This is a genomic window from Streptomyces sp. CB02980, from assembly GCF_014451325.2.
In the GTDB taxonomy this organism is placed as follows: Bacteria; Actinomycetota; Actinomycetes; order Streptomycetales; family Streptomycetaceae; genus Streptomyces.
In genome coordinates this window covers 58741-85299 of sequence record NZ_JACSCH020000021.1, presented here as the reverse complement: position 1 = coordinate 85299, position 26559 = coordinate 58741, and the positions used below count along the sequence as shown (strand labels likewise).

14 protein-coding genes are annotated in these 26559 nt (G+C 72.6%); 7 read left to right on the top strand and 7 right to left on the bottom strand.

What is annotated here, in order from left to right; translation table 11 throughout:
* Nucleotides 1-19 precede the first annotated feature (19 nt).
* Both E0F75_RS33300 and E0F75_RS33295 read right to left on the bottom strand, forming a co-directional pair.
* Nucleotides 20-1225 (bottom strand): PLP-dependent aspartate aminotransferase family protein, encoded by a 1206-nt coding sequence (locus tag E0F75_RS33300; protein WP_229314693.1) that lies wholly within the window; start codon nt 1223-1225, stop codon nt 20-22.
* A 103-nt stretch (nt 1226-1328) separates the two neighbouring features.
* A complete protein-coding gene (locus tag E0F75_RS33295) occupies nt 1329-2759 on the bottom strand; it encodes an MFS transporter (RefSeq protein WP_229314692.1) in 1431 nt (476 codons plus the stop codon).
* 187 nt (nt 2760-2946) lie between these two features.
* Between E0F75_RS33295 and E0F75_RS33290 the strand changes: the two genes are divergently transcribed.
* The gene (locus tag E0F75_RS33290) at nt 2947-3621 is read left to right on the top strand and encodes a hypothetical protein (protein WP_229314691.1); all 675 of its coding nucleotides are present in this window, start codon (nt 2947-2949) and stop codon (nt 3619-3621) included.
* A gap of 96 nt (nt 3622-3717) precedes the next feature.
* The gene (locus E0F75_RS33285; RefSeq protein WP_229314690.1) at nt 3718-4446 is read left to right on the top strand and encodes a hypothetical protein; all 729 of its coding nucleotides are present in this window, start codon (nt 3718-3720) and stop codon (nt 4444-4446) included.
* Nucleotides 4447-4515: 69 nt separating this feature from the next.
* Here E0F75_RS33285 and E0F75_RS33280 read toward each other — a convergent pair whose 3' ends face one another.
* The 3 genes from E0F75_RS33280 to E0F75_RS33270 all read right to left on the bottom strand — a co-directional run bounded on the left by E0F75_RS33280 (nt 4516) and on the right by E0F75_RS33270 (nt 19967).
* A complete protein-coding gene (locus E0F75_RS33280; protein WP_229314689.1) occupies nt 4516-4902 on the bottom strand; it encodes a hypothetical protein in 387 nt (128 codons plus the stop codon).
* Between the two features lie 66 nt (nt 4903-4968).
* A complete protein-coding gene (locus E0F75_RS33275; protein ID WP_229314688.1) occupies nt 4969-12318 on the bottom strand; it encodes a Tox-REase-5 domain-containing protein in 7350 nt (2449 codons plus the stop codon).
* Between the two features lie 380 nt (nt 12319-12698).
* Nucleotides 12699-19967, bottom strand: a complete 7269-nt coding sequence (locus E0F75_RS33270; protein ID WP_229314687.1) for a hypothetical protein — start codon at nt 19965-19967, stop codon at nt 12699-12701.
* 463 nt (nt 19968-20430) lie between these two features.
* Between E0F75_RS33270 and E0F75_RS33265 the strand changes: the two genes are divergently transcribed.
* Nucleotides 20431-21639 (top strand): Cmx/CmrA family chloramphenicol efflux MFS transporter, encoded by a 1209-nt coding sequence (locus tag E0F75_RS33265; RefSeq protein WP_229314765.1) that lies wholly within the window; start codon nt 20431-20433, stop codon nt 21637-21639.
* A 61-nt stretch (nt 21640-21700) separates the two neighbouring features.
* Nucleotides 21701-22234 carry a chloramphenicol phosphotransferase CPT gene (gene cpt / locus E0F75_RS33260; RefSeq protein ID WP_229314686.1) on the top strand — a complete coding sequence of 178 codons (534 nt, stop codon included), beginning with the start codon at nt 21701-21703 and terminating at the stop codon, nt 22232-22234.
* A 16-nt stretch (nt 22235-22250) separates the two neighbouring features.
* On the opposite strand, the gene E0F75_RS33255 is transcribed toward cpt, so the two are convergent.
* The gene (locus tag E0F75_RS33255) at nt 22251-22523 is read right to left on the bottom strand and encodes a DUF4031 domain-containing protein (protein ID WP_229314685.1); all 273 of its coding nucleotides are present in this window, start codon (nt 22521-22523) and stop codon (nt 22251-22253) included.
* 64 nt (nt 22524-22587) lie between these two features.
* The gene (locus tag E0F75_RS33250; protein WP_229314684.1) at nt 22588-22944 is read right to left on the bottom strand and encodes a hypothetical protein; all 357 of its coding nucleotides are present in this window, start codon (nt 22942-22944) and stop codon (nt 22588-22590) included.
* 121 nt (nt 22945-23065) lie between these two features.
* On the opposite strand from E0F75_RS33250, the gene E0F75_RS33245 reads away from it, so the two are divergent.
* The 3 genes from E0F75_RS33245 to E0F75_RS33235 all read left to right on the top strand — a co-directional run bounded on the left by E0F75_RS33245 (nt 23066) and on the right by E0F75_RS33235 (nt 26507).
* The gene (locus E0F75_RS33245; protein WP_229314683.1) at nt 23066-23983 is read left to right on the top strand and encodes a MurR/RpiR family transcriptional regulator; all 918 of its coding nucleotides are present in this window, start codon (nt 23066-23068) and stop codon (nt 23981-23983) included.
* A 26-nt stretch (nt 23984-24009) separates the two neighbouring features.
* Nucleotides 24010-24945 carry an N-acetylmuramic acid 6-phosphate etherase gene (gene murQ / locus E0F75_RS33240; protein WP_229314682.1) on the top strand — a complete coding sequence of 312 codons (936 nt, stop codon included), beginning with the start codon at nt 24010-24012 and terminating at the stop codon, nt 24943-24945.
* A gap of 71 nt (nt 24946-25016) precedes the next feature.
* Nucleotides 25017-26507 carry a PTS transporter subunit EIIC gene (locus E0F75_RS33235; protein ID WP_229314681.1) on the top strand — a complete coding sequence of 497 codons (1491 nt, stop codon included), beginning with the start codon at nt 25017-25019 and terminating at the stop codon, nt 26505-26507.
* Nucleotides 26508-26559: the final 52 nt, after the last annotated feature.

Below are 26559 nucleotides of genomic sequence, written 5' to 3'. Positions count from 1 at the left end.
CAATCTACGAATCAGTCATTTATTTTGTCAACCCAAAAGAAGCACTCAAGAGATGCTGTTCGAGGGCCCGTTCGACGTCGGCCCACAGGTCTTCCGCGTCCTCGATGCCGACCGACATCCGTACGAGCCCCGGGGCTATCCCGGCGGCCTCCAGGGCGGCCCCGTCGAGCTCCCGGTGGGACGTGGACGCCGGATGGGTCACGAGGGTCTCCACGCCGCCGAGGGAGAGCGCGAGCCGGGCCACCCGTACGCGCTCGATGAAGGCCCGACCGGCCTCCCGGCCCCCCGCGAGCTCGAACGACAGCAGCCCGCCGCCGCCGTCGAGCACCTTGCGGGCGCGCTCGTACGAGGGGTGGCCGGGGAGCCCGGGGTAGTGGACCGCCGAGACCCCGGGGTGGTCGGCGAGCCGCTCGGCGAGGACGGCGGCGTTGGCGCAGTGCTCGCGCATCCGCAGCGGCAGGGTGGGTATCCCGCGCAGGGTCAGCCAGGAGGCGAACGGGTCGGCGCAGGCGCCGAGTTCGACCGTGCGGGGCCAGATCCGGCGGCGCAGCTCGTCGTCGGCGAAGACGGCGGCGCCGCCGAGGACGTCCGAGTGCCCGGAGAGGTACTTGGTGGTGGAGTGGACGACGATGTCGGCGCCGTGCTCCAGGGGGCGGCACAGGACGGGCGAGGCGAGGGAGTTGTCGACGAGGCCGGTGACCCCGAGGGCGCGGGCGGCGGCGAGCAGCCCCGGCAGGTCGGGGACCTGGCCGGTGGGGTTGGCGATGGTCTCCAGGACGAGCAGCCGGGCGGCGGGGTGCGTGGCGGCGGCCTCGAACTCGGCCGGATCATCGCCGGAGATCCGTACGACCTCGATCCCGTACCGCTCGGCCAGGTCGGCGAGGACGGAATGGGTCCCGCCGTACAGGCAGCGCTGGGCCACCACGCGGTCGCCGGGCCGCAGGAGGGCGAGCAGGACCCCGCTGACGGCGCCCATCCCGGAGGCGAAGGCGATGGCCCCTGCGCCGCCCTCGAGCCCGGCGAGGGTCTGCTCCAGGGCCCGTACGGTCGGGTTGCCGCGGCGGCTGTAGACGTACGGCCCGTCGGGTCCTGCCATGGCGTCGGCGAGTTCGGCGGCGGACTCGAAGGCGAAGGCGGAGGACTGCACGAGGGGCACGGAGAGCGGCCGGCTGCCGGGCGGGAGCGGCTCGTTGACGACATGGACGGCGCGGGTGCCGAGTTCCACGGAAGTTCCTTTCCGGATGCTGCGCGGGTCGCGGGAACGGGATGCGCGAAGGGGCCGCCCGACGTCCGGGGGTGGACATCGGGCGGCCCCTTCGGGGCGGGGGTCAGGCGGAGACCTTCTCGCCCTGCGGCGCGGGGGCGGCGGCCGCGACCGTCTTGTCGCTCTTCATGACGAGGAGGGTGATCACACCGCCGACGGCGGCGATGATCGCGGCGCCGATGAAGGCGGACGAGAAGCCGTCCGTCAGCTTCGGCAGGTTGCCGAGCTGGTCGGCGCCCTGGGACATGGCGACGGCGGTCAGCGCGGCGAGACCGAGCGCGGAGCCGACGTTGTAGGTGGTGTTGACGATGCCGGAGGCGAGACCGGCCTGCTCCTGCGGGGCGCCGGACATGGCGGTCATCATCGTCGGGATGTAGGCGAGGGACATGCCGAGCGCGGCGACCAGCGAGGCCGGGAGGACGTCGACGAGGAAGGAGCCGGTGGGCGGGACGGCGGCGAGCCAGACCAGACCCGCGGCGAGGACCAGCAGACCGCCGGCGATGAGCGGCTTGGCACCGACCTTCATCATGAGCCGGGCCGTGATGGCCGTCATGAAGATCATGAGGAGCACGGTCATCGGGAGCAGGGCGGCACCGGACTCGAAGGCCCCGAAGCCCAGGACCTGCTGGAGGTACAGGTTGAGGAAGTACCACATCGGGATCCAGGCGGCGCCGAGCAGCGTCATGGCCAGGTTGGCCGAGCCGAGGCGCGGCACGCGCCAGACGCTGAGCGGCATGAGCGGCTCGCTGATGCTCTTCTGGATCACGAAGAAGAGGATCAGGAGGGCGGCGGCGCCGACCAGCTGGAGGATCGTGCCGGTGGAGCCCCAGCCGACCTCGGGGGCGCGGACCACGGCGAAGACGGCGAGCGCGAGACCGGCGGTGACGGCGACGGCGCCGAGGATGTCGACGGAGCCGCGGCGGGACTCGACGTTCGGGAGGAGCTTGGTGGCGGCGAGGGTCGCGAGGCCGATCGGGATGTAGATGATGAAGACCCACTGCCAGCTCATCCACTCGGTGAAGACACCGCCGAGGAAGACGCCCGCGGTACCGCCGGCCGGAGCGGCGGCGCCGTAGAGCGCCATCGCCTTGCCGAGCTCCTTCGGGTCGTGCATGAAGAGGATCATCAGCAGGGTCATGGCGGAGGGCGCGATGAGCGCACCGCCGACGCCCTGGACGGCACGGCCCGCGATCTCGACCCAGGCGGTCTGCGCGGCGGCGGCCAGGACCGAGCCGGCGATCATGACCACCCAGCCGGCCACGAAGATCTTGCGGGCTCCGACGAGGTCGGAGAGGCGTCCGCCGAGGAGCAGGAGCCCGCCGAAGACGATCACGTAGGCGTTGAAGATCCACTGGAGCTCGCTCTGCGAGAAGCCCAGGTCCTTCTGCATCTCGGGGAGCGCGACCCCGATGATCGACGTGTCCATGATGACCATGAACTGTGCGGCGGCGAGCACGACAAGTGCCCACCAGCGCCGGGGATTGACGGTTGACATTGCCCTGACCCTTCACTCGCTGCGACCCCCGAGCGGTCCCGACCGGGACTCGGGGCATACCCCTAGGGGGTACCTGTGCGCAGCACCGTAGCATACCCATGGGGGGTATGTAAGAGTGAGGGGAAAGCGCTGCCGAGGACGCGGGGGAAGCGAGCCTTCCGGCCCGCACGCCGGGCAGAATGCCCTCATGACCGCCGAGGAACACCCCGAGCTGCTCCAGCGCTGGAACTCCACCCTGCACGCCGCCCGCGCCGGCCGGGAGGGCCCCGACCCCACCCCGTACGGCCGCAACCTGCTGACCCGCTGGGCCGAGCCGCAGCGCCGCTACCACACGGTCGACCACCTCCGGGCGGTCCTCGCCCGCATCGACGAACTCGCCGATCAGGGCGGCGAGGGCGGGGAGTTGGAGCTCGTACGGCTCGCCGCCTGGTTCCACGACGCGGTCTACCGCCCCGACCGCTCCGAGAACGAGGAACGCTCGGCCGTCCTCGCCGAGAAGGCGCTCACCGAGGCCGGACTCACCCCGCACGAGGTCGCGGAGGTCGCCCGCCTGGTCCGCCTGACGATCACTCACGACCCGGCCCCTGGCGACCTGAACGGCGAGACCCTCTGCGACGCGGACCTCGCGATCCTGGCGACAGGTCCCGATACGTACGGGGGGTATACGGCGGCGGTCCGCGAGGAGTACGGCTTCGTCCCCGACGACGCCTTCCGCACGGGCCGCGCCGCCGTCCTCCGCCAACTCCTCGGACTGCCCCGCCTTTTCCGTACGCCCTACGGGGCGGCGGTCTGGGAGGAGAAGGCGCGGGAGAACCTGGAACGCGAACTCGCCGAACTGACGGACATGTCCGGTACGGCATGAGGCGAGGCCAAACCGTAACGCGGAATCCCTCCTGCCGCCGGTAAGATCATTTCGTTTTGATCTGCACGTGAAACAGGCGCCAGGAAAGAAAAGAACATGAAGCTGCGCAGGGCCCTCCCGATCCTCGCCGTACTGCCGGCCCTGCTCGCGGCGACCGCGTGCAGTGGCGAATCCAAGGAATCCCCCGCCGAAAAGCCGAAGGCGAGCGCGACGCAGAGCGCCGACGAAAAGGAGGCCGCCGAGGCGAAGCGTCTCGGGGCATTCGACGGGAAGGCCCTCGAAAAGGTCGCCATCACCGGAATGACCGCCGGATTCGACGCCAAGAAGATAGCCAAGGCGGAGGTCGAGGCCGGCCGCGGCATGCAGGCCGACCAGAAGGCCTGTCAGCCCCTCGCCAGCCTCATCGGCGGGTTCACTCACCTCCCCGCGGTGAGTACGGTCCACCGCTCCCTCCAGCCCGGCGAGGCGACCAACGCGACCGTCGGCTCCATGTGGCTCGCCTCGCACTCGGAGGCCGACGCCACCCGGGTCATGAAGGAACTCCGCACGGCCGTCACCGATTGCCCCAAGGGCTTCAAGACCCTCGGCCTCACCTACGGCAGGGTCGAGAGCCTCCCGGCGCCGAAGCTCGGCGACGAGGCGGTCGGCTACCGGATCACCGGCGACATCGGCAAGCAGAAGGTGCCGATGACGTACACGGTCGTCCGCAGCGGGGGCATCGTCGCCGCGTTCTACGGGGTGAACATGCTGGACCCGAAGAAGGCGGCGATCCCGGAGCCGGTGATCAAGGCCCAGCTGGAGCGGATCGCGGACGCGACGGGCTGACGACGACACGGAAGGGGGGCCTCCCCGGTGCGGGTGCACCGGGGAGGCCCCCCTTCGCGTAAGGCCTGTTCAGGCGGCTCTGATCGCCTGGTCGATCTCCGCGCCGGTGCCGGCGACGACCACGGGGCAGCCGTCCGTCAGGGCATCCGGCAGCAGCCGACCGACCTCGGCGCGCGGCACCACGACCGGCCCTCCCGGAGCGACGAGCACGGCGTCCAGACGTCGCAGCAGGACGGCCAGGAGGTCCATGATCCCGCCGCCCCCGAAGCGGTTGAGGGTGATGCCGGCCGGGGGGTTGAAGTACACGTCCGCCTCCTCGCCGTCCGTCGTCCTCACCGACAGGAAGTCCGCCTCCCGCGCCACCGCGAAGGGGTCGAGGACCTCGTACGCGACGGCCATGTCCAGCGGAGCCGTCTCACCGCCTTCGAAGCGCATCACGAAGATGTCGTAACTCACGCGTCTCTCCAGACGAAGGGTCACGGGGCCGGCGCCCCCGGGGATCCGGGGGCGCCGGCGCACCGGCTAGGGAGTGGTCGGCGGCGTGTGGACGACGGTGATCCGCTTGAGATCGTCCGTCGCGCCGAAGATCCGCTTGGCCTCCAGGTAGACGTCCTCCTCGGCGATGTGCCAGGTGATGGGCGTGTTCGGCGCCGCCTCGACCTGGTACCTCGCCTGCTTGACGAAGTCCTCCTCCACCACCTTCGGCTTGTAGGAGTTCATCATATTGGAGTAGCCGGGCCCCTTGGCCTCAAGGAGAACACCGTCCTTGTAGCCGTCGAGCTTCAGCACCCCCTTGGGGTTCGGCGTGTTCCTGAGGAGATACCCGAACCCTTCGGGAACTCCGGTGATCTGGAACTCGTAGGCAATGGCGCGGGCGCTCTTTCCGCCTTCCTTGGAGATGTTCCAGACGCCGGGACCGCCGGGCTCGACCCAGCACCCCGGATTGTGCGGGACGCTGGAGGCGGAGAATGCGGCCAGGGAGAAGGAGGCCGGGGTGACCTTGTCGACCCTTTCGCAGGCCTTCTGCAGCCGCTGAATGAGCTTCGCACCGATACCGGCGATGGCGCCCTCGGTCAGACCGATGGCCCGCAGCGCCACCCACGCCTCGGTGAAGCGAATGCCGGTCTTGATGGCGGCGTCCATCGCCATCACCGCGGCCTTGGCCCCCTTGAACAGGGCACCGCCGACGAACCAGCTCGCCGCCCAGGCGCAGTCGCCCCAACTGCCGCCCGACACACCCGGGGTGATCAGCTTGGCGCAGCCGATGAAGTCGCCGAGCAGGATGTCGACCGGATCGATGCCCGAGTTGAACTCGGTCATCGTCAGCGTCACCGTGAGCGTCTTCGTCTCCGCCTCGGTCACCTCGGGGCCGAGGTAGAACGTCTCCGCGGCCGGGCAGCTGCCCGTGTCCGTGTACGACTCCCACGACACCATGCACATGTACACGTCGACGTGCGACTTGTACGTGACGTCGGACGTGATCCTGCAGTCCCCGATGTGGATGATCGGGTTGCAGTTGTCCTTCTTGACGTTCTTCGGCTCGCCGATGTACTCGATGTGGTCGAGAACCGCCCACACATCGCTGATGCCGGTGGTGACACCCTGCGAGATCTGCTCGCTGCTGCCGCCCTTCTCGGTGCGGTCCGCAGCGTCCTGGGCCTCCTCCGCCGCGTCCCTGGCGTTGGCCGCGGCCGTCTCGGCCGCCGTCGCGTCCTCCTCCGCCTTGGTGGCGGTGGCACGGGCGCTGGCGGCGTCCTCCTCTGCCTTGGTGGCCACGGCACGGGCGTTGGCGGCGTCCTTCTCCGCCTCGGTCGCCGCGGCGGCCGCCGCGTTGGCGTCGGCCTGCGCGTCCATCGCCGCCGACGACGCCTTCAACGCGTCGTTGCCGGCCGCCATGGCGTAGCCGTCGGCACGACCCGCCGCCGCCTGGGCCTCCTTGGCGTCCTTCGCGGCCTGGGCGGCCGATTCCTGGGCGCGCTGGTAGGCCTTGGCGGCGCGGGAGGCGTCGGCCGCGGCCGCCGCCGAGGCCTGCGCCGCGAGCTTCATGTCCGCGGCGGCCTGTTCGGCCAGGGCCTTCGCCTCGGCGGAGAACCCTTCGGCCTGGTTCGCCGTGGCCGCCGCCGCGGCGGCCTGCTGCTGAGCGATCGTCAGCGACTGCTGGCCGGTCAGCACCGCGAACGCGGCGGAGCTGTCGACCTCCTGGAAGGGGCCGCCGAGCGAGATCGCCTCGTTCGCCGGCTTGTTCACCGCGGCCGCGGAGTCACGGGCCGCGAGCGAGGACTGCACCGCCGCGAGCGCCTTGCCCGCGGTGGTCGCCGCCCAGGCCGCGGTCTGCGCGGCCTCGGAACGGGCGGCTGCCGCCTCGGTCTTGGCGACCTTGGCCGCAGCGGACGCCTTCTCCGACTGCTCCTTGGCGCCCTTGGCATCGGCCGCCGCCGCCTCGGAGGCGTCGATGGCCTCGGCCGCCGCGACGTGCGCCGCGGCGGCGGAACCCGCCGCGACCCAGTAGGACGCCCAGGCGCTGTCGGCCGCCGCCTTCGCGCGGGACGCGGAGCCCTGCGCCTTGGTGGCCGCCTCGCGGGCGTCGGTGGCCGCGGCCGTGGCCGCGTTCGCCGACGCGCGGGCGTTGGTGGCCGCCGTGGTCGCCGTGTTCGCGGCCGACCGGGCGTCGGTCGCGGCGGCGCGCGAGGCCTCGGCGGCCTCCGTACCCTCGTCCGCGTCGGCGTTGGCCTCCAGGGCCGCCGCCTTCGCGTTCAGCGAGTCCCGCCGCTGCTCGGCCTCAAGGGCGTCGTCGCGGGCGGCGACCGCGTCGCGCTCCGACTGCTCGGCGACGGCCCGCTTGGACGAGGCCGTGGATCCCGCCGCCTCGGCCGAGGTGCGGGCGTCGGACGCGATCCGGCCCTGGGCGACGGCGTCGGCCTCGTGGCCCGCCGCCTTGTCCCGCTCGCGCTCGGCGGTGGCCCGGTAGGCCGCCGCGTTGGCGCGTTCCAGCTCGGCCACCGCGCGCGACGCCTGGGCGTCGGCCGCGGCCTTCTTGGCGTCCTGCTCCTCCGCGAGGGCCGTCTCCTTGGCCTTCTTGGCGGTCGCGGCGTTCGCCGCCGCCGACGCCGCGTACGCGTCGGCGCTGTCCGCCGCGGCCTTCGCCTGGGCGGCGGCCTCCTGCGCGGCGATGCGGCGGAACTCGGTGTTCACCGCGTGCGCCTCGGTCTGCGCCAGGGCGAGGAGCGCCTCCGACGTCGAGACCGTGGCGTTCGCCGCGTTCAGCGCCGTCTCCGTCGCCTTCGCCGCGGCCGTGGCAGCGGCGCCGGAGGCGCGCGCCACCTGGACCGACTGCTGGGCGTACATCAGGCCACGGCCGCGCGGCACCTCGGAGGCGTCCGCGATGGCCCAGGCCTGCTGCCGGCCGGTCACCGCGCGCTGCGAGGCGGCGGTGGCCAGGGCGGCCTGCTCCTTGGCCTTGGTGACCAGGGCCTGGACCTTGCCCCGGGCGTTCGCGAGGTCCGTCTTCGCCTTGTCGAAGAGGGCCTGCTTCGGCTTGAGGATGTGGTCCGGGTCGGCTTCGAGCTGGTCGTGCCAGTACTTCTGCCAGCGCAGGATCTGGTCCGCGCGCCACGCCTGACCGATGGCCTCGATCATGGTGGCGGTGGCGGTCCGGGTCGCGGCGGCCGCGTCGGCCTCCGCCTGCATGATGACAGCGCGCGGAGCGGCCTGACCGGCGTACTCCGACTCCCACTCGGCCGAGGCCTGGGAGACGGCCTCGCTCAGGGCGTGGCGCGGGTCCACCGGGTCGGCGTGGTTGCACGTGGCCCAGGCCTGCTTGAGGTTCTCGACCTCGACGCGGAACTCGGGGGTGCCTTCGGTGACCTTCTGGGCGGGGTAGCCGCCGTGCCGCAGATAGGTGGCGATGTCCGTGGAGGTCGTACCGCCGAAGAAGCGGGTGTTGTCGACGCTGGAGTCCCGCAGCATGAAGTCGGCCGCGAAGTCGTGCCAGCTGTCCTTGCCGCGGTTCTGCTCGGTGATCTGGCGGGCCTTGGCGATCGCCTCGGGGCTCGCGTTGGTGTGCGCGTCCCAGCCGATCCGGCCGGCCAGCTTCGCCTGCGTGGCGGCGGTGTAGGCGCTGATGTCGGCGCCGAACTCCGGTGCGTGCAGCGTGATCCCGTCGTCGAACGAGCTCATCGCGTACGGCCGGTTGGCGTCCTCCAGGATCGCCTTCTGGGCCGCGAAGGAGTCCAGGTAGAGGTAACCCGCCTCGCGGTCCTGGTCGTTGGCCTGCCCCAGGGGCATGAACCCGATCCAGCCCCGCTCGCCGATGACGGCTTCCAGACCCGCGTCGCCGCCGGTCAGGCCCTGGATGGCCATGGCCTTCGTCTTGGCGCCGCCCGCGTGCAGGGCGACTCCCGCGAGGCACCTGTTGAGGCGCGGGGTGGAGCGGACGTCGCTGATGACGGCCGCGAGGTCGTTGAGCCTGCGCAGCGCGTCGTCGGCGGCGTTGAAGATGGTCCGCATGCCGTCGGCGACCTTCTCGATCGCCAGCGCGAGCGCGGGCATACGGCCCACGATCACGGCGGACGACGGGATGTCGACGAGCTCCCAGAGGCAGTCCTCGACGTCGTTCCCGGCGAGGCACTCCTTGACCTCGGCGGCGTCGAGCAGATCGAAGAGGATCTGCCCGCCGTTGGCGCCCGCCCATTCGACGACGTTCACGGAGACGGCCGCGAGGCCCTTCCGGTAGTCGTCGACACAGGTCTGACCACAGGCGTCGAGGAGGATCTGCTCCTCGCGCTCACCGAGCGCCGGCCAGTTGGAGGCACCGCCCTCGATGGGCGTGGTGCCCTCCTCCAGGGCGGCCTGGTGCGCGGCCTCGTTCTTCTCGCGCTGCTCCTCCTCGGCCTTCCTCGCGGCCTCTTCCGCGGCGGAGCTGTCGCCCGCCGCGTCGCCGGCCTTCGTCTCGGCGTCCTTGGCCTCCTTCTCCGCCTCGGCCGCCTTGCGCGCGGCCTCCTCGGCGGCCTCGGAGGACCGGCCGGCCTTCTCGTTCGCCTCGGCGGCGTGCTTCTCGGCCGCGGCGGCCTCACGGTCGGCCTCGACGGCCGCGCTGCTCGCGTCGTCCGCGGTGCCGCGGGCGGTGAGGGCGTCGTTCCCGGCCTGCTGGGCATGGCCGGAGGCGGCGTCGGAAGCGGACTTCGCGCCCTTCTGCGCGTCGGAGGCGTCGGCTGCCGACGCCTGGGCGCGGGTGACGGCCTCGACGGCACGGACCGAATCGCTTGCGGCGCGCGCGGCCGCCTCGGCGGCGAGCTTCGCGTCACCGGTGGCCTGCGCGGCTGCCTGCTGCGCGGACTCCGCCGCCGCGGCCGCCTCGGTGGCCTTGGCCTCCGCGGCCGCCGCCTGCTGCTCGGCGAGCGTCTTCGACGACTGGCCGACGAGCACGGCGAGCGCGGCCGAGCTGTCCTTCTCCTTGTACGGCGTGCCGATGGAGATGGCCTCGCTGGAGGCGGCGACCGCGGCGTTGGCGCTGTCGCGCGCGGCGAGCGCGGCCTGGCCGGCGGCGTACGCCCGGCCCACCACGGTCGCTGCCGACTTCACGGCCTCGGCGGCGCTCGTCCCGGCCGCGAGCGACTCCTGCTCGGCCTTCTTGGCGAGCGTGGTGGCGTTCTCCGACGCGGTGGCGGCGTTGTCGGCCCGGGTGGCCGCGTCCTGGGACGCGTCCAGGGCGACGGCCGCGGCGGCGTGCGCGGTGGAGGCCGCGCCGAGGGACGAGTGGTACGCCGACCACGCGCTGCCCGCGTTCGCCTGGGCGCGTTCCGCCGCGCCCTCCGCCGTGGTGGCGGCGCTGCGCGCCGAGACCGCGGCCGCGGTGGCCTGGTCGGCCGCCGTCTGCGCGGCGGTGGCGGCTGCGACGGCCTGGTTCGCCGCCGTACGGGCGGCCGTGGCGGCGGCCCGGGTCTCGTCGGCGGCCGCGGTGCCCGCGGCGGCGGTGGCGGCGGCTTCGAGGGCGGCGGCGCGGGCCGCGGTGGCCTGCTTCGTCCGCAGGGCGGCGACGGCCTTCTCACGCGCGGTCTGCGCGGCCTTCGCCTTCTCGTCGGCGGCCTTGCGCTTCGCCGACGCGTCGGCGGTCGCCGTCCCGGCGGCCGTGTCGGCGTTCTTCGCCGTCGTCTGCTGGGTCGACGCCCGCTGTTCGGCCTGCTCCGCCTTGGTCCGCTCGGTGGCGGCCTTGGTGCGGGAGGCGACGGCGGTGGCCTTCTCCGTCTCCGCCTTGGCGCGCTCGGAGGCGGCGGTGGCGGCGGCGGTCTTGGCCTTGTCGCGCTTCTCCTCGGCCGTCGTACGGGCGGCCTTCGCGGTGGCGGCGCTCTCCGCGGCGGCCGTGGCGTTGGCCTCGGCGCTGTCGGCGGCGGCCTTCGCCTGGGCGGCGGCCTCCTCGGCGGCGACGCGACGGAACTCGGTGCTGATCGCGTGCGACTCGGTCTGCGCCTTGGCGAGCAGCGCGTCGCTGGTGGCGACCGTGGCGTTCGCGGCGTTCATGGCCGTCTCGGTCGCCTTCGCGGCGGCCGCGGCGGCGGCCGCGGAGGCGCGGGTGACCTGGACCGACTGCTGGGCGTACATCAGACCCCGGCCGCGCGGCACATGGGCGGTGTCGGCGACGGCCCACGCCTCCTGCTGCGCGGTGGCGGCCTTCTGCGAGGCGGTGGTGGCCTTGGCGGCCCACGCCTTGGCCGAGGCGACCGCGGCGGCCGCGTCGGTACGCGTCCGGGCGAGGTCGGCCGTGGCCTTGTCGTACATCGCCTGGTCGGGCTTGTCGAAGATGGTCTCGGGGTCCCGGGCGAGCAGGTCCGTCCAGTACTCGCGCCAGGTCAGGATCTGGTCGGCGAACCAGGCGAGACCGATGGCCTCGACCATGTCGTCGGCGGCCTCGCGGGTCGCGAGCGCCGCGTCGGCCTCCGCCTGGATGATCTCGGCGCGCTGGGTGGCCTGACCGGCGTACTCCTGCTCCCACTCGACCATCGCGCTCATGACCGGGTCGTTGAGGACGCGGCGCGGGTCGACCGGGTTCTGGAAGTCGCAGGCGGCCCAGGCCTGCTTGAGGTTCTCGACCTCGACGCGGTACTCCGGGGAGTCCTTGGCGGGCGTCTCGGTCGCGTAGCCGCCGTGCCGCAGGTAGGACGCGATGTCGCTGGAGGTCGTACCCCCGGTATACCGGGTGTTGTTGACCTCGCTGTCCCGCAGCATGAAGTCGACGTAGAAGTCGTGCCAGTCGTCCTTGCCGCGGTTCTCCTCCATGAGGGCCCGGGCGCGCGCGACGGCCTCGGGGCTGGCGTTGCTGTGGCCGTCCCAGCCGAGCTGCCAGGCGAGTTCCTTCTGCGTGACGCCGGTGAAGTAGGTGACGTCCGCGCCGAACGCGGGGGCGTGCCACTCCATGTCGTCGCTGGCCCACGCCGATTCGCGGTAGACCTTGTTGGCGTCGTCGAGGGCGGTCCTGCGGGCGCCGACCAGGTCGGAGTAGACCCCGGCGGCGTCCTCGTCGGCGTCGCGGGCCACGCCCAGGGGGCCGAAACCGATCCAGCCGATGTCCCCGATGGTCTCCCGCAGCCGGGTCTCGGTGCCGGTGAGGCCCTCGATGGCCTTGGCCTTCATCAGCGGGCCGCCGACGTGCAGCGCCACACCGGTGAGGCAGCGGTCGAGCCGGCGGTCCTCGCCGATGCTGTTGCGTCCGAAGCCGGTGTCCTGCTCGGGCTCGGTGTCGGCCGCCGCGACGGGCGAGGCCTGGATGGCGCCGACGAGGACGGCGGAGGCGGTCAGGAGGGCGGTGATCCCGGTCGCCCTGGCCAGGGCGGACCGAATGCGACGCCGGCGTCTGCCGGGGTCTCTGAGCAATGACATGTTCTGCCTTGCGTCTCGCGATCGTCCGGCAGCCGTTAAGCATGGACATGACAGGAGACGCCATCGCCCAGGCCCCACCACTCGGCACGGCAACGGCCGGCGCGCTCCCCACTCCCACGAACCGGCACTGCCGCTTGCCCCGTGACGATGTCACGCACGGTTCCGCACGTGAAGATCAAATAATCTTCACCAACGGGGCACCGAACTCGGTGCCGGACAAAGCGATCGTCCATTGATCAACTCTTTACCTGCGGTAAGGAACCTCCGGCAGGGCCGCGGTGGCCACACGCGAAACGCCCGGCCGGGAGGCTCCCGGCCGGGCGTTCTCGTGAAGAGGGGCGGATCGGCGCGGATCAGCGGATCAGCGCCGACCAGCGGCTCTACACCGGATACATGGTGATCGCGTCTCCGTCGATGGACACGACCACCTGGACCTGGGTCGTGCGGAGTTCGGGCCCGTCACGGTGCTTCCTGCCGAGGATCCCGAGTCCGGGGTCGAAGGTGCACTTGCGGTACCGCGGCTTCGAAGCCGGTTCCCAGTTGTCGCACATGTGCTCCGCCATCTCGAAGATCTTCTTGAGCACGTCGTCCGAGGTGTTGGCCTTCCAGATGCCCTTGTCGTGCTCGGTCTTCTTGCCTCCGTCGAAGTGGTATTCCTTGATCTCCTCGAAGAACCACTTGCCGGCCGCGATCTTCCGGCACATCTTCCCCGGGTTGACCTTGTCCCAGCCGCCCGGGTCCTCCTTCTCCGGCTGCTTCGCGGCTTCGTACTCCGCCCACGCGTCCTCCGCGCCCGGAGGCTGCGAGGACTCGGGGTAGAGGTCGTCCCAGCCGCCGCGGCTGCTGGAGGAGGACGAAGAAGCGCTGAACGACGCCGTGGTGAACGACATCCTGGCGAAGGACGCCGTGCCGGCGAACGAGGCGTTCGAGACCGCGCCCTTCGGCTTCGGCTGCGGAACCAGGCAGGAAGGAAGGTTCTTGGTCTTCTTCAGCAGGGCGTTGTACTTGGACAGCACCTTCTGGGCGAGCCTCGACTTCTCGAAGAAGCCGTAGAGCGCCTTGCCGATCCGGTACAGGGCCTTCGCCACCGCGGGGATCTTCAGGACGGGGACGAGATTCGCCGCCACGTCGACGAGGGCCCACATGCAGGCCTCGAAGTCCCCGCTGGAGAGGCACTCCTTGATGTTGGTGAGGCCGAACAGTTCGAGGAGGATCGCGCCGCCATTGGCCTTGACCCACTCGATGATGTCCCCGGACGCCAGGTCCCTGGCCGCCTTGTACTCGTCGACGCACTCCTGACCGCAGAGCTGCCTCAGCAGTTCCTCGTCGTCGACGCCGAGCTGCGGCCCGTCGTAGAGGGCTCCCGCCTCGACGTGCTTGGCCTGCTGCGCCACGACGCTCTTGCGGTACTCCTCCTCCGCCCGCTTGGCGGCCTCGTCGGCCTCCTTCGCGTGGTTCTGCGCGTTCGACGCCGAGGTCTCGGCCGCGGTGGCGTCGCTCTCGGCCTGGGTGGCCGTGGAACGGGCGGCCGCGGCGTCGTTCTCCGCCGTGGTCGCCGCAGCACGGGCACCGGCGGCGTCCTTCTCCGCCTCCGTGGCCGCACTGTCGGCCGAAGCGGCCTCGCCCATCGCCGCGTTGGCGGCCGAGGTCGCGGCGAGCGCGTCCTTGCCCGCCTGCATGGCGTAACCGTCGGCGCGACCGGCCGCGGCCTGAGCGGCCTTGGCCGCCTTCTCCGCTTCCACCGCCGCGGTCTGGGCGCGCTTGACGGCCTTCGCCGCGCGCTCCGCATCCTTGGCCGCCGCCGCTGCCGCCTGTGCGGCGAGCTTGTCGTCGGCCGCGGCCCGGTCGGCGAGGCGCTGGGCCTCCGCCGCGTACGCGGCCGCCTGGGTCGCCTTGGCCTCCGCGGCCTTCGCCTGCTGCTCCGAGAGGGTCAGCGCGCTCTGGCCGGTGAGGACGGCGAAGCCCGCCGACGCGTCGGTCTCCTGGTACGGAGTGCCGATGGCGATTGCTTCGTTCGCCGGCTTGGCGGTCTGCGTCGCGGTGTCCCGCGCCGCGCTCGCCGCCTGGGCGACGGCGTACGCGTGACCGGCCGTCTCGGCCGCCCACTGCGCGGTCTTGAGAGCCTCGCTGTGTGCGAGCCCCGCCTCCTGCTTGGCGAGGAGCGCCGCCGCGGACGCCTTCCGGGACTCGGCCTCGGCGTTCCGCGCGTTCTGCGCGGCCGCCTCGGAGGCGTCGATCGCCGTGGCCGCGGCCGCATGGGCGGCCGCCGCCGAACCGAGTGCGGTCGAGTACGCCGCCCAGGCGCCGTCGGCCGCGGCCTCGGAACGCTTCGCGGCCCCCTTGGAACGGAGAGCGGCCGAACGGGAGTTGACCGCAGCCGTGCCCGCCTCGTCCGCCGCCGCACGGGCGTTGGTCGCGGCGGTGGTCGCCTCGTTCGCGGCCGTACGCGCCTCGGTGGCCAACTGCCGCGTCTCGGTGGCGGCCTCGGTGCCCACGGCCGCGGCCGCTGCGGATTCGAGCGCCGCGGCCCGCGAGTCGGCGGCCCTCTTCTCGCGCTCGGCGACGAGGGCACGGTTCCGTGCGAGCCTCGCCTCCTCCTCGGCCTCGGCCGCGTCGTCCCGCTTGGTCCCGGCCGCCTCGCCGGCACCGTCCGCCGTGGCACGGGCGGTACTCGCCCTGCCCTGCTCCTCCACGGCGCGGGCCTCGGCCGCACTGGCCTTGTCCCGCTCGCGCTCGGCGGTGGCCCGGTGCGCCGCCGCGTTGGCGCGCTCCAGCTCGGCCTCGGCGCGCTTGGCCTGCGCCGTCGCGGACGCCTGCTTGGCCTCCTGTTCCTCCCTCTCGGCGGTGGCCTTGGCCTCCTGGGCGATCTTCAGATTCGCCTCGGCCTCGGCGGCGTGCCTGTCCGCGCTGTCCGCTGCGGCCTTCGCCTGGGCGGCGGCCTCCTGCGCGGCGATGCGGCGGAACTCGGTGTTCACCGCGTGCGTCTGGGTCTGCGCCAGAGCCAGCAGGGTGTGGGACGTCGAGACCGTGGCGTTCGCCGCGTTCAGCGCCGTCTCCGTCGCCTTCGCCGCGGCCGTGGCGGCCGCGCCGGAGGCGCGGGCGACCTGCACCGACTGCTGGGCGTACATCAGACCCCGGCCGCGCGGCGCCTCAGCGGCGTCCGCGAGAGCCCAGGCGTCCTGCTGGGCGGTCACCGCGCGCTGCGCGGCGGCGGTGGCCAGACCGGCCTGCTCCTGGGCCGTGGTGACGAGCGTCCGGACCTTGCCGCGGGCCTTCTCCAGGTCGGACTTCGCCTGGTCGAAGAGAGCCTGCTTCGGCTTGAGGATGTGGTCCGGGTCGGCCGCGAGCTTGTCGTGCCAGTACTTCTGCCAGCGCAGGATCTGGTCGGCGAGCCACGCCTGGCCGATGGCCTCGATCATGTTGTCGGTGGCGGCCTTCGTCGCCGCGGCGGCGTCGGCCTCCGCCCGCATGATGAGCGTGCGCTGCGTGTTCTGACCTGCGTACTCCGACTCCCACTCGGCCGAGGCCCGGGAGACGACCTCGCTGAGGGCGTTGCGCGGGTCGACCGGGTCACCGTGGTTGCACGTGGCCCAGGCCTGCTTGAGGTTCTCGACCTCGACGCGGAACGCCGCGGTGCCCTCGGTGATCTTCTTGGCGGGGAAGCCGCCGTGCCGCAGATAGGTGGCGATGTCGGCGGAGGTGATGCCGCCCCAGAACTGGGTGTTGGTCGTGTTGGCCGACCGCAGCATGGAGTCCGCCGCGAAGTCGTGCCAGTCGTCCTTGCCCCGGTTCTGCTCGGTGATCTCGCGGGCCTTCGCCAGCGACTCGGCACTCGGGTTGGTGTGCCCGTCCCAGCCGAGACGCGTCGACAGCTTCGGCTGCGAGGCGTGGGTGAACGCCATGACCTCCGCGCCGAACTGCGGTGCGTGCAGCGTGATCCCGTCGTCGAACGAGCTCATCGCGTACGGCCGGTTGGCGTCCTCCAGGACGGCCTTGCGGGCCGCGATGGCGTCCGCGTACTGGTACGCGGCCGCCTTGTCCTGGCTGGTCGCCTGGCCCAGGGCCATGAGCTGGAGCCAGCTGAGGTCGCCGATGACCTCGTGCAGCTGGGCGTTCGTACCGGACAGGCCCTGGATGGCCACGGCCTTCGTCCTGGCGCCGCCCGCGTGCAGGGCGACTCCGGCGAGGCAGCGCTCCAGGCGCGGGGTGCTGCGGGCACCACTGATGACGGTCGTCAGCTCGTTGAGCCGGCGCAGCGCGTCGTCCGCGTCGCGGAAGATCTTCCGCATGCCGTCGGAGACCTTCTCGATCGCCAGCGCGAGCGCGGGCACACGACCCACGATCACGGACGACGAGGGGATGTCGACCAGGGCCCAGAGGCAGTCGTCCACGTCGGACGAGGCCAGGCACTCCTTGACCTTGGCGGCGTCGAGCTGCTCGAAGAGGATCTGCCCGCCGTTGGCGGCGGCCCACTCGACGACGTTCACGGAGACGGCCGCGAGGCCCTTCCGGTAGTCGTCGACACAGGTCTGACCACAGGCGCCGAGAAGGATCTGCTGCTCGCGCTCACCGAGCGCCGGCCAGTTGGAGGCACCGCCCTTGATGGGCGTGACGCCCTCGGCGAGGGCCTCCTCGTGCGCGGCCTCGTTCTTCTCGCGCTGCTCCCGCTCGGCCTTCTTCGCGGCCTCCTCGGCGGCGGAGCTGTCGCCCGCCGCGTCGGACGCCTTGTCCTCGGCGTCCTTGGCGGCCTTCTCCGAGTCGGCGGCCTTCCTCGCGGCCTCCAGGGCCGCCTCGGAGGACCGGCCGGCCTTCTCGTTCGCCTCGGCGGCGTGCTTCTCTGCGTCGGTCGCCTCGCGGGCGGCCTCGGCGGCGATGCCGCTCACCGCACCGGCGGTGGAACGGGCGCTGAGGGCGTCGTTCCCGGACTGCGCGGCGTGACCGGCGGCGGCGTCGGAGGCGGCCTCCGCGCCCTTCTGGGCGTCGGATGCCTGTGTGGCGGACGCCTGGGCCCGGGTCGCGGCCTCGACGGCACGGACCGAATCGCTTGCCGCACGGGCGGCGGCCTCGGCCGCGAGCTTCGCGTCACCGGTGGCCTGGGCGGCGGTCTGCTGTGCGGACGCCGCGGCGGCTGCGGCGGCGGTGGCCTTGGCCGCGGCGGCGGCTGCCTGCTGCTCGGCGGCCGTCTTCGACGACTGTCCGACCAGTACGGCGAACGCGGCCGCGCTGTCCTTCTCCTGGTACGGACTGCCGAGGGCGACGGCCTCGGCGGCGGAGGTGATCGCCGCCTTGGACGCGTCCCGGGCGGCGAGTGCGGCCTGGGCGGCGGCGTAGGCACGGCCGACGACGGTCGCGGCCGACTTCACGGCCTCGGCGGCGCTCGTCCCGGCGGCGTCCGACTCCCGCTGGGCCTTCTTGGCCAGCTCGGTCGCGTTCTCCGAGGCCGTCGCCGCGTGGTCGGCGCGGATCGCGGCGTCCTGCGACGCGTCGAGGGCGGTGGCCGCGGCGGCGTGCGCCGAGGAAGCCTCGCCCAACGAGGCGTAGTAGGCGGACCAGGCCGTGGCGGCACTGGTCTTGGCGCGCTCGGCGGCGCCCTCCGCCGTGGTGGCGGCGCTGCGCGCCGAGACCGCGGCGGTGGTCGCCTGGTCGGCGGCGGTCTGCGCGGCGGCCGCGGCCTGCACGGCCTCGTTCGCGGCCGTACGGGCGGCGGTGGCCGCGGCCCGCGTCTCGGCGGCGGCGGCGCTGCCCGCGGCGGCGGTCGCGGCGGCTTCGAGGGCGGCGGCGCGGGCCGCGGTGGCCTGCTTCGTCCGCAGTGCGGCGACGGCCTTCTCACGCGCGGTCTGCGCGGCCTTCGCCTTCTCGTCGGCGAGCTTCCGCTTCGCCGTGGCATCGGCGGTCGCCGTGCCTGCAGCCGTCCCCGCGCTCGTGGCGGTGGTCTGCTGCGTGGCGGCCTTCTCCTCGGCCGCCTTGGCCTTGGCGCGCTCGGTGGCGGCCTTGGTGCGGGAGGCGACGGCGGTGGCCTTCTCCGCCTCCGCCTTGGCCCGCTCGGAGGCGGCCGTGGCGGCGGCGGTCTTGGCCTTGTCGCGCTTCTCCTCGGCCGCCGTACGGGCGGCCTTCGCGGTGTTCGCGCCCTCCGCGGCGGCCGTGGCGTTGGCCACGGCGCTGTCGGCGGCGGCCTTCGCCTGGGCGGCGGCCTCCTCGGCGGCGACCCGGCGGAACTCGGTGTTGAGCGCCGCCGACTCGGTCTTCGCCTTGGCGAGGAGCGCGTCGCTGGTGGCGACCGTGGCCTTGGCCGCGGCGAGCGCGGTCTCCGTCGCCTTCGCGGCGGCCGTGGCGGCGGCCGCGGAGGCGCGGGCGACCTGCACGGACTGCTGGGCGTACATCAGACCCCGGCCGCGCGGCACATGGGTCGTGTCGGCGACGGCCCACGCCTGCTGCTGCGCCGTGGTCGCCCGCTGGGCGGCGGCGGTGGCCTTGGCCGCCTGTGCCTTCGCCGAGGTGACGAGGGCGGCGACGTTGGCGCGGTAGCGGGCGAGGTCGGCGTCGGCCCTGTCGTACATCGCCTGGTCGGGCTGGCCCGGATAGGTGGGGAAGGGCCAGCCGGCGAGTGCGTCCTGCCAGTTCTTGCGCCAGCGCAGGAGCTGTTCGGCGAGCCAGGCCTGTCCCAGTGCCTCGACGAGGTCGTCGGTGGCCTCGCGGGTGGCCGCGGAGGCCTCGGCCTCCGCGCGGATGATCGTGGCGCGCTGGGCCGCCTGACCGGCGTACTCCAGCTCCCACTCGATCATCGCGGCCATGACGGGCTCGTTGAGCTTGCGCGAGGGGTCGTACGGGTTGGCGTAGTCGCAGGCGGCCCAGGCCTGCTTGAGGTCCTCGACCTCGACGCGGTACTCGGGCGAGTCCTTGACGGGCGCCACGGTCGGGAAGCCGCCGCGCTTCAGGTAGGCCGCGATGTCGGTGGAGGTCCTGGAGCTCCAGCTGACCTGGCTGTCGCTGAGCATGCTCTTCGATGCCCAGTCGTGCCACTCGTCCTTGCCGCGGTTCTCCTCGGCGATGACCTTGGCGCGGGCGAGGGCCTCGGGACTGGCCTTGCTGAGGGTGTCGTCGTCGAGGTGCTTGGCGAGTTCCCGCTGGGTGCCGATGGTGAAGTTCCAGACGGCGTCGCCGAACGTCGGCGCCAACCAGTCCAGCCGATGGTCGCCGGCGTCTTTCTGGGCGTAGACCTGGTTGGCGAGGGACAGGGCCTCGTCGCGGTCCCGGACGGCGTTGGCGTAGACGCCCCCGGCGTCCTCGTCGGCGTCGGCGGCGACGTCCAGGGGGCTGTCGAGCCACCAGTCGAGGTCGTCACCGAGGACCGTGTCGAGCTCGGCCTCGGTTCCGGCCAGGCCCTCGATGGCCTTGGCCTTCAACAGCGGGCCGCCGATGTGCAGGGCCTGCGCGCCCTTGCAGCGGTCGAGGCGTCGTTCGGAGCCGATGCTGTTGCGGTACTGGGTGAGGTCGTCCTGCTCGGGCTCGGTCGCGGCGGCGACGGGCGAGCTGTGGATCATGCCGACCAGGACGGCGGAGGCCGTCATGAAGGCGGTGGTCGCGGTCGCCCTGTTCAGGGCGGCCCGTATGCGACGCCGGCGTCTGCCGACGTCTCTGAGCAATGACATGTTCTGCCTTGCAATCTCGCGATCGTCCGGCAGCACTCTGCACATGGGCGTCTAAACATGGGCATGACACCGACGACACAGGCGCCGACCAGGCAGACTTCCCCCTTGGCCACGACAGTGCCGGCACGCTCGCCCCCCACGAACCGGCGCTGCCGCTTTACTCCGCGACCATGTCATGTCCGACGCCACACGTGAAGATCAAATAACCTTCACGAAAGGCACACAACATGCCAGCACCGGGCAAGGCGACCGCCTGATTGATCATGTTGTTACCGAGCGTAAAGCGCCCCCGGGAGGCATCTGTCCATATGCCGAGATCCCCGGCGAAGCAGGAATGACAGGCACAAACCACAGGTTGACGCATGTCATGCCGTCTTCCTCCGCCGAGCCCACGACACCCGCTCCCGAGCCCGCCGCACCGGCCTCCGAGCCCGCCGCGGCGAGCACCGGATCCGCCACCCGCATGCCGCTGGCCGTCTACATCCTCGGCCTGTCCGTCTTCGCGCTCGGCACGAGCGAGTTCATGCTCTCCGGACTGCTGCCGCCCATCGCGGAGGACATGAACGTCTCCATCCCCCGCGCCGGGCTGCTCATCTCGGCCTTCGCGATCGGCATGGTCGTCGGCGCGCCGCTGCTCGCCGTCGCCACCCTGCGGCTCCCCCGCAAGACCACCCTCATCGCCCTCATCACCGTCTTCGGCCTCGGCCAGATAGCCGGCGCCCTCGCGCCCAACTACGCGATCCTCTTCGCCTCCCGCATCATCAGCGCCCTCGCCTGCGCCGGATTCTGGGCGGTCGGCGCGGCGGTGGCCATCGCGATGGTCCCGGTCGGCTCGCGCGCCCGCGCCATGGCGGTCATGATCGGCGGCCTCTCCATCGCCAACGTCCTCGGCGTCCCGGCCGGCGCGTTCCTCGGCGAACACCTCGGCTGGCGTTCCGCGTTCTGGGCGGTCGGACTCGCGTCCGCGATCGCCCTGGTCGGCGTGGTGACCCGCATCCCCCGCATCCCCCTCCCCGAGACGAAGCCCCGCCTCAAGAACGAGGTCGCCATCTACCGCGACCGCCAGGTCCTCCTCTCGATCGTCGTCACCGCCCTCGCGGCGGGCGGTGTCTTCTGCGCCTTCTCCTACCTGGCCCCGCTGCTCACCGACGTGTCCGGCCTCGACAAGGGCTGGGTCTCGGGCGTCCTCGGACTCTTCGGCATCGGCGCCGTGATCGGTACGACGATCGGCGGCCGGGTCGCCGACGCCCACCTCTTCGGCGTACTGCTCACCGGCATCGCCGCCTCCACGGCCTTCCTGGTCGCCCTGGCCCTCTTCGCGTCCAGCCCGGTCGCCACGATCGTCCTGACCTTCCTCCTCGGCGTCTCCGCCTTCTACACGGCCCCGGCCCTCAACGCCCGCATGTTCAACGTCGCCGGCGCCGCCCCCACCCTCGCGGGCGCCACCACCACCGCCGCCTTCAACCTCGGCAACACGGGCGGCCCCTGGCTCGGCGGCACGGTCATCGACGCGGGCCTCGGCTTCGCCTCGACGGCCTGGGCGGGCGCGGCGATGACCGCCGTCGGCCTGGCGACGGCCGCGGTGGCCCTGAAGCTCCACGGGTCCCCGTCCCGCGTGGTGACCTCCGGCACCCCGCAGACCGAGAAGGCCATGTCGTCCACGTCCCGCTGACACCCCCGGCACCGGCCGAAATCCTTTCGGCACGGCCCCGTCACCGCCGTACGGTGGCACGGTGACGACACAGATGATCATCATCAACGGCGGTTCCAGCGCGGGGAAGTCCGGCATCGTACGGTGCCTCCAGGCCGTACTCCCCGACCCCTGGCTCGCGTTCGGCGTCGACTCGCTCATCGACGCGATGCCCCTCAGGATGCAGAGCTCCGACGACGGCATCGCGTTCGGCGCCGACGGCGGAGTGAACATCGGCACCGAGTTCCGCGCCCTCGAGGGCGCCTGGGCCCAGGGCGTCGTCACCATGGCCCGCGCCGGCGCCCGCGTCATCATCGACGACGTCTTCCTGGGCGGAGCGGCCGCCCAGGACCGCTGGCGGAACGTCGTCGGCGACCTCGACGTGCTCTGGGTCGGCGTCCGGTGCGCAAGCCACGTCGCCGAGGGCCGCGAGGTCGCGCGCGGCGACCGGGTCACCGGAATGGCCGCGCAGCAGGCGGACCTCGTGCACCGGGGCGTCGACTACGACGTGGAGGTCGACACCACCCACACCGAATCGCTGGAGTGCGCCCGCGCCATCGCGTCCCACGTCGCCTGACCCGCGCCGAACGCCGTCAGGAGGGCGCCGGGCGCCCCTTCGGCCGCCGCAGCCCCGCCGCCGTGAGGCGTCGCAGCAGCTCCTTCGACCCGACCTCCAGCGCACCGCCGGCCACGGCGTCCGCGTACCGGTCGGAGGGTATGTCGTAGTGGTCCCGCTCGAAGGCGCGGGGCGGGGCGCCGATCGAGGCGGCGAAGGTGTGCAGCTCCTCGAAGGAGACGTCGCTGACCAGGTGCGACCACATGCGGCCGTGCCCCGGCCAGGTGGGCGGGTCGATGTAGAGGGTCACGTGCGGGAGCTCCTCACTCCGGGCCGCCGTACCGGTCCGGGCCGCCGTCCCGCTCCGGGCCGTCTCATGTGAGACCGCCGACCGGCGCGACCACGACACCCTGCTTCCCGCAGACCCAGTGCGGGTCCGGCCCCAGCTCGGGCTCCACGTCCAGGGCGTGCGGGTCACCGGTGGAGCAGACCGGGCAGAGCGGCCAGCGGCCGTACCGTTCGAGGAGGGCGTCCTGGACGTCCTGGGCGACGAGACCGGCGACGTACGTCAGGCCCTCGGGCCACTGCTCGACCCACCAGCGCCGGTGGGTCACCGCGTCCTCCACCATCGACACCACCTCGGCGGCTGCGACCTCGCGGGCCACCAGGTCGGCCAGTACCAGGGCGCGAGCGGCGTGCAGCGCCTGCTCCACGGGGTCGATGTCGTCCATGCACCCATTGTCACCCGGGACGAGCGCAGCTCGGGGGTGTCCGCGAAGGACCGAAGGTCCCGCCCCGATCCGGGACCGACGGGGTCTTGTCGCACCACCCCTCCGAAAGTATCTTTCAGGTGTGACCAATGAAGTGAAGGAAAGTTTCAAAGGCGACGCGCCCCCCGCCCCCGCCGCGCTCGCGGCCAAGGTGCGGACCCTCGCGCCGTCCATGACCCGCTCGATGCAGCGGGTCGCCGAAGCCGTCGCCGGAGACCCCGCCGGCTGCGCCGCGCTCACGGTCACCGGCCTCGCCGAGCTCACCGGCACCAGTGAGGCGACCGTCGTCCGCACCGCCCGCCTCCTCGGCTACCCCGGCTACCGCGACCTCCGGCTCGCCCTCGCCGGGCTCGCCGCCCAGCAGCAGTCCGGCCGCGCACCCGCCGTCACCGCCGACATCGCCGTCGACGACCCGATCGCCGACGTCGTCGCCAAGCTCGCCTACGACGAGCAGCAGACGCTCGCCGACACCGCCGCCGGACTCGACACCGTCCAGCTCGGCGCCGCCGTCGCCGCCCTGGCCACCGCCCGCCGCATCGACATCTACGGCATCGGCGCCTCCGGCCTCGTCGCCCAGGACCTCGGCCAGAAACTCCTCCGCATCGGCCTCATCGCGCACGCCCACAGCGACCCGCACCTCGCCGTCACCAACGCCGTGCAGCTCCGCTCCGGCGACGTCGCCATCGCCATCACCCACTCCGGCTCGACCGGCGACGTCATAGAACCGCTCCGGGTCGCCTTCGACCACGGGGCGACGACGGTCGCGATCACCGGCCGCCCGGACGGGCCGGTCACGCAGTACGCCGACCACGTCCTCACCACCTCCACCGCCCGCGAGAGCGAACTGCGCCCCGCGGCCATGTCGTCCCGGACCAGCCAACTCCTGGTCGTGGACTGCCTGTTCACCTGTGTCACACAGCGTACGTACGAGACGGCGGCCCCTGCCCTCGCCGCCTCGTACGAAGCCCTGGCCCACCGCCACTCACCCCGCACCCGCTGACGACCACAGCACCGAAAGAGCCGCACGTGTCTGCTACGTACTCCGAACTCCGCGCCCAGCTGGCCACCCTCACCACCGAGGCGTTCCGTCCGGAACTGGCCGAGATCGACCAGCTCCCCACCGCCGAGATCGCCGCGCTCATGAACGGGGAGGACGCCACCGTCCCCACCGCCGTCGCCCGGCAGCTCCCGGCCATCGCCGCCGCCATCGACGCCACCGCCGAGCGCATGGCCCGCGGCGGACGCCTCATCTACATGGGCGCCGGCACCGCGGGCCGCCTCGGCGTCCTCGACGCCAGCGAGTGCCCGCCCACCTTCAACACCGACCCGAGCGAGGTCGTCGGCCTCATCGCGGGCGGCCCCTCCGCCATGGTCAAGGCCGTCGAAGGCGCCGAGGACTCCAAGGAACTCGCCGCCGAGGACCTCACCGCGCTCGGCGTCACCGCGGACGACACCGTCGTCGGCATCTCCGCCTCAGGCCGCACCCCGTACGCCATCGGCGCCGTCGAGCACGCCCGCGCGCGGGGCGCGCTCACCATCGGCCTCTCCTGCAACGAGGACAGCGCGCTCGCCGCCGCCGCCGAGCACGGCATCGAGGTCGTCCCCGGCCCGGAGCTGCTCACCGGCTCGACCCGGCTCAAGGCGGGCACCGCCCAGAAGCTCGTCCTCAACATGATCTCGACCATCACGATGATCCGGCTCGGCAAGACGTACGGAAACCTGATGGTCGACGTCCGCGCCTCCAACGACAAGCTCCAGGCCCGCTCGCGGCGGATCGTCGCCCTGGCCACCGGCGCGCCGGACGAGCAGATCGAGACCGCCCTCGCCGCCGCCGACGGGGAGGTGAAGAACGCGATCCTCATGATCCTCGCCGACATCGACGCCCCCACGGCCGCCGAACGGCTGACGGTCTCCCGGGGCCACCTGCGCGCGGCGCTGCACGCGGCCGGGCCCACGACGTAACCCCCGGGGGGGGCACCACCCGTCGGCCCCCTCCCCCAGAGGCACCCCTCACAGCAAGGCACCACCGCACCATGAGCACAGACGACAAGAACCGCGCCATCGCCGCCGCGATCCTCCCCCTCGTCGGCGGCGCCGAGAACATCAGCTCCGTGGCCCACTGCATGACCCGCCTCCGGCTGGGGCTGCGCGACCGCTCGCTCGTCCAGGACGAGGCCCTCAGGGCACTGCCCGCCGTGATGGGCGTGGTGGAGGACGACACGTACCAGATCGTCCTCGGCCCTGGCACCGTCGCCCGCGTGACCCCGGAGATCGAGGCCCTGGTGGCGGCGGCCCCGCAGCCGACGCACTCGGCGGAGGACCTCGCGGCGCAGGGCGCGGCCCTGAAGGCGGCGCGGAAGGCGAAGAACGCCACCCCGTTCAAGCTCTTCCTCCGCCGGATCGCGAACATCTTCGTCCCGCTGATCCCCGCGCTCATCGGCTGCGGCATCATCGCCGGCCTCAACGGCCTGCTGATCAACCTCGGCCGGCTGCCCGGCGTCACCCCGGCGCTCGCGGCGATGGCGAGCGGCTTCATGGCCCTCATCGCGGTCTTCGTCGGCTACAACACGGCGAAGGAGTTCGGCGGTACGGCGATCCTCGGCGGCGCGGTCGCGGCGATCATCGTCTTCCCGGGCGTCGCCAAGATCGACGCCTTCGGCCAGACCCTCTCCCCCGGTCAGGGCGGTGTGCTCGGCGCGCTCGGCGCGGCGATCCTCGCGGTGTACGTGGAGAAGTGGTGCCGCCGCTGGGTGCCGGAGTCCCTCGACGTCCTGGTCACTCCGACCCTGACGGTCCTGATCTCGGGCCTGGTCACGATCTTCGGCCTGATGTTCGTGGCCGGTGAGATCTCCACCGCCATCGGCGAGTTCGCCGACTGGCTCCTCGCGAACGCGGGCGCCGGAGCGGGCTTCCTCCTCGGCGGCCTGTTCCTGCCGCTGGTGATGCTGGGCCTGCACCAGGCCCTCATCCCGATCCACACCACGCTCATCGAGCAGCAGGGCTACACGGTCCTCCTCCCCATCCTGGCGATGGCGGGCGCGGGCCAGGTCGGCGCGGCGATGGCCGTCTACCTGAAGCTCCCGCGCAACGGCTCGATCCGCCGCACGATCAAGTCCGCGCTCCCGGCCGGCTTCCTGGGCGTCGGCGAGCCGCTCATCTACGGCGTCTCGCTCCCCCTCGGCCGCCCGTTCATCACGGCCTGCGTCGGCGGAGCGTTCGGCGGCGGCTTCGTCGGACTGTTCAGCATGCTGGGCGACACGGTCGGCTCGACGGCGATCGGCCCCTCGGGCTGGGCCCTCTTCCCCCTCCTCGACGGCAGCAAGGGCCTGGGCGAGACGATCGCGATCTACGCGGGCGGCCTGATCGTCGGCTACCTGGCGGGCTTCACGGCGACGTACTTCTGGGGCTTCAGCAAGGAACTCCTGGAGGAGTTCAACGTGGACACGGAGGCGGAGCAGACGGAGGTGACGGTGGCGAAGGGCGGCCCGACGCCGGAGCGGGAGCCGGAGCCGGCGAAGGTCTGAGCGAAGGAAGAAGGGAGCCCGGCCGGAGGAATTCCGACCGGGCTCCCGCACA

What these genes read in the sequence shown, in the direction of transcription:
- E0F75_RS33265 (WP_229314765.1), top strand. Translation starts at nt 20,431, where the DNA reads ATGCCGCTGGCCGTCTACATCCTCGGCCTGTCCGTCTTCGCGCTCGGC.
- E0F75_RS33250 (WP_229314684.1), bottom strand. Translation starts at nt 22,944, where the DNA reads ATGGACGACATCGACCCCGTGGAGCAGGCGCTGCACGCCGCTCGCGCC.
- E0F75_RS33275 (WP_229314688.1), bottom strand. Translation starts at nt 12,318, where the DNA reads ATGTCATTGCTCAGAGACCCCGGCAGACGCCGGCGTCGCATTCGGTCC.
- E0F75_RS33295 (WP_229314692.1), bottom strand. Translation starts at nt 2,759, where the DNA reads ATGTCAACCGTCAATCCCCGGCGCTGGTGGGCACTTGTCGTGCTCGCC.
- E0F75_RS33285 (WP_229314690.1), top strand. Translation starts at nt 3,718, where the DNA reads ATGAAGCTGCGCAGGGCCCTCCCGATCCTCGCCGTACTGCCGGCCCTG.
- E0F75_RS33290 (WP_229314691.1), top strand. Translation starts at nt 2,947, where the DNA reads ATGACCGCCGAGGAACACCCCGAGCTGCTCCAGCGCTGGAACTCCACC.
- E0F75_RS33235 (WP_229314681.1), top strand. Translation starts at nt 25,017, where the DNA reads ATGAGCACAGACGACAAGAACCGCGCCATCGCCGCCGCGATCCTCCCC.
- E0F75_RS33270 (WP_229314687.1), bottom strand. Translation starts at nt 19,967, where the DNA reads ATGTCATTGCTCAGAGACGTCGGCAGACGCCGGCGTCGCATACGGGCC.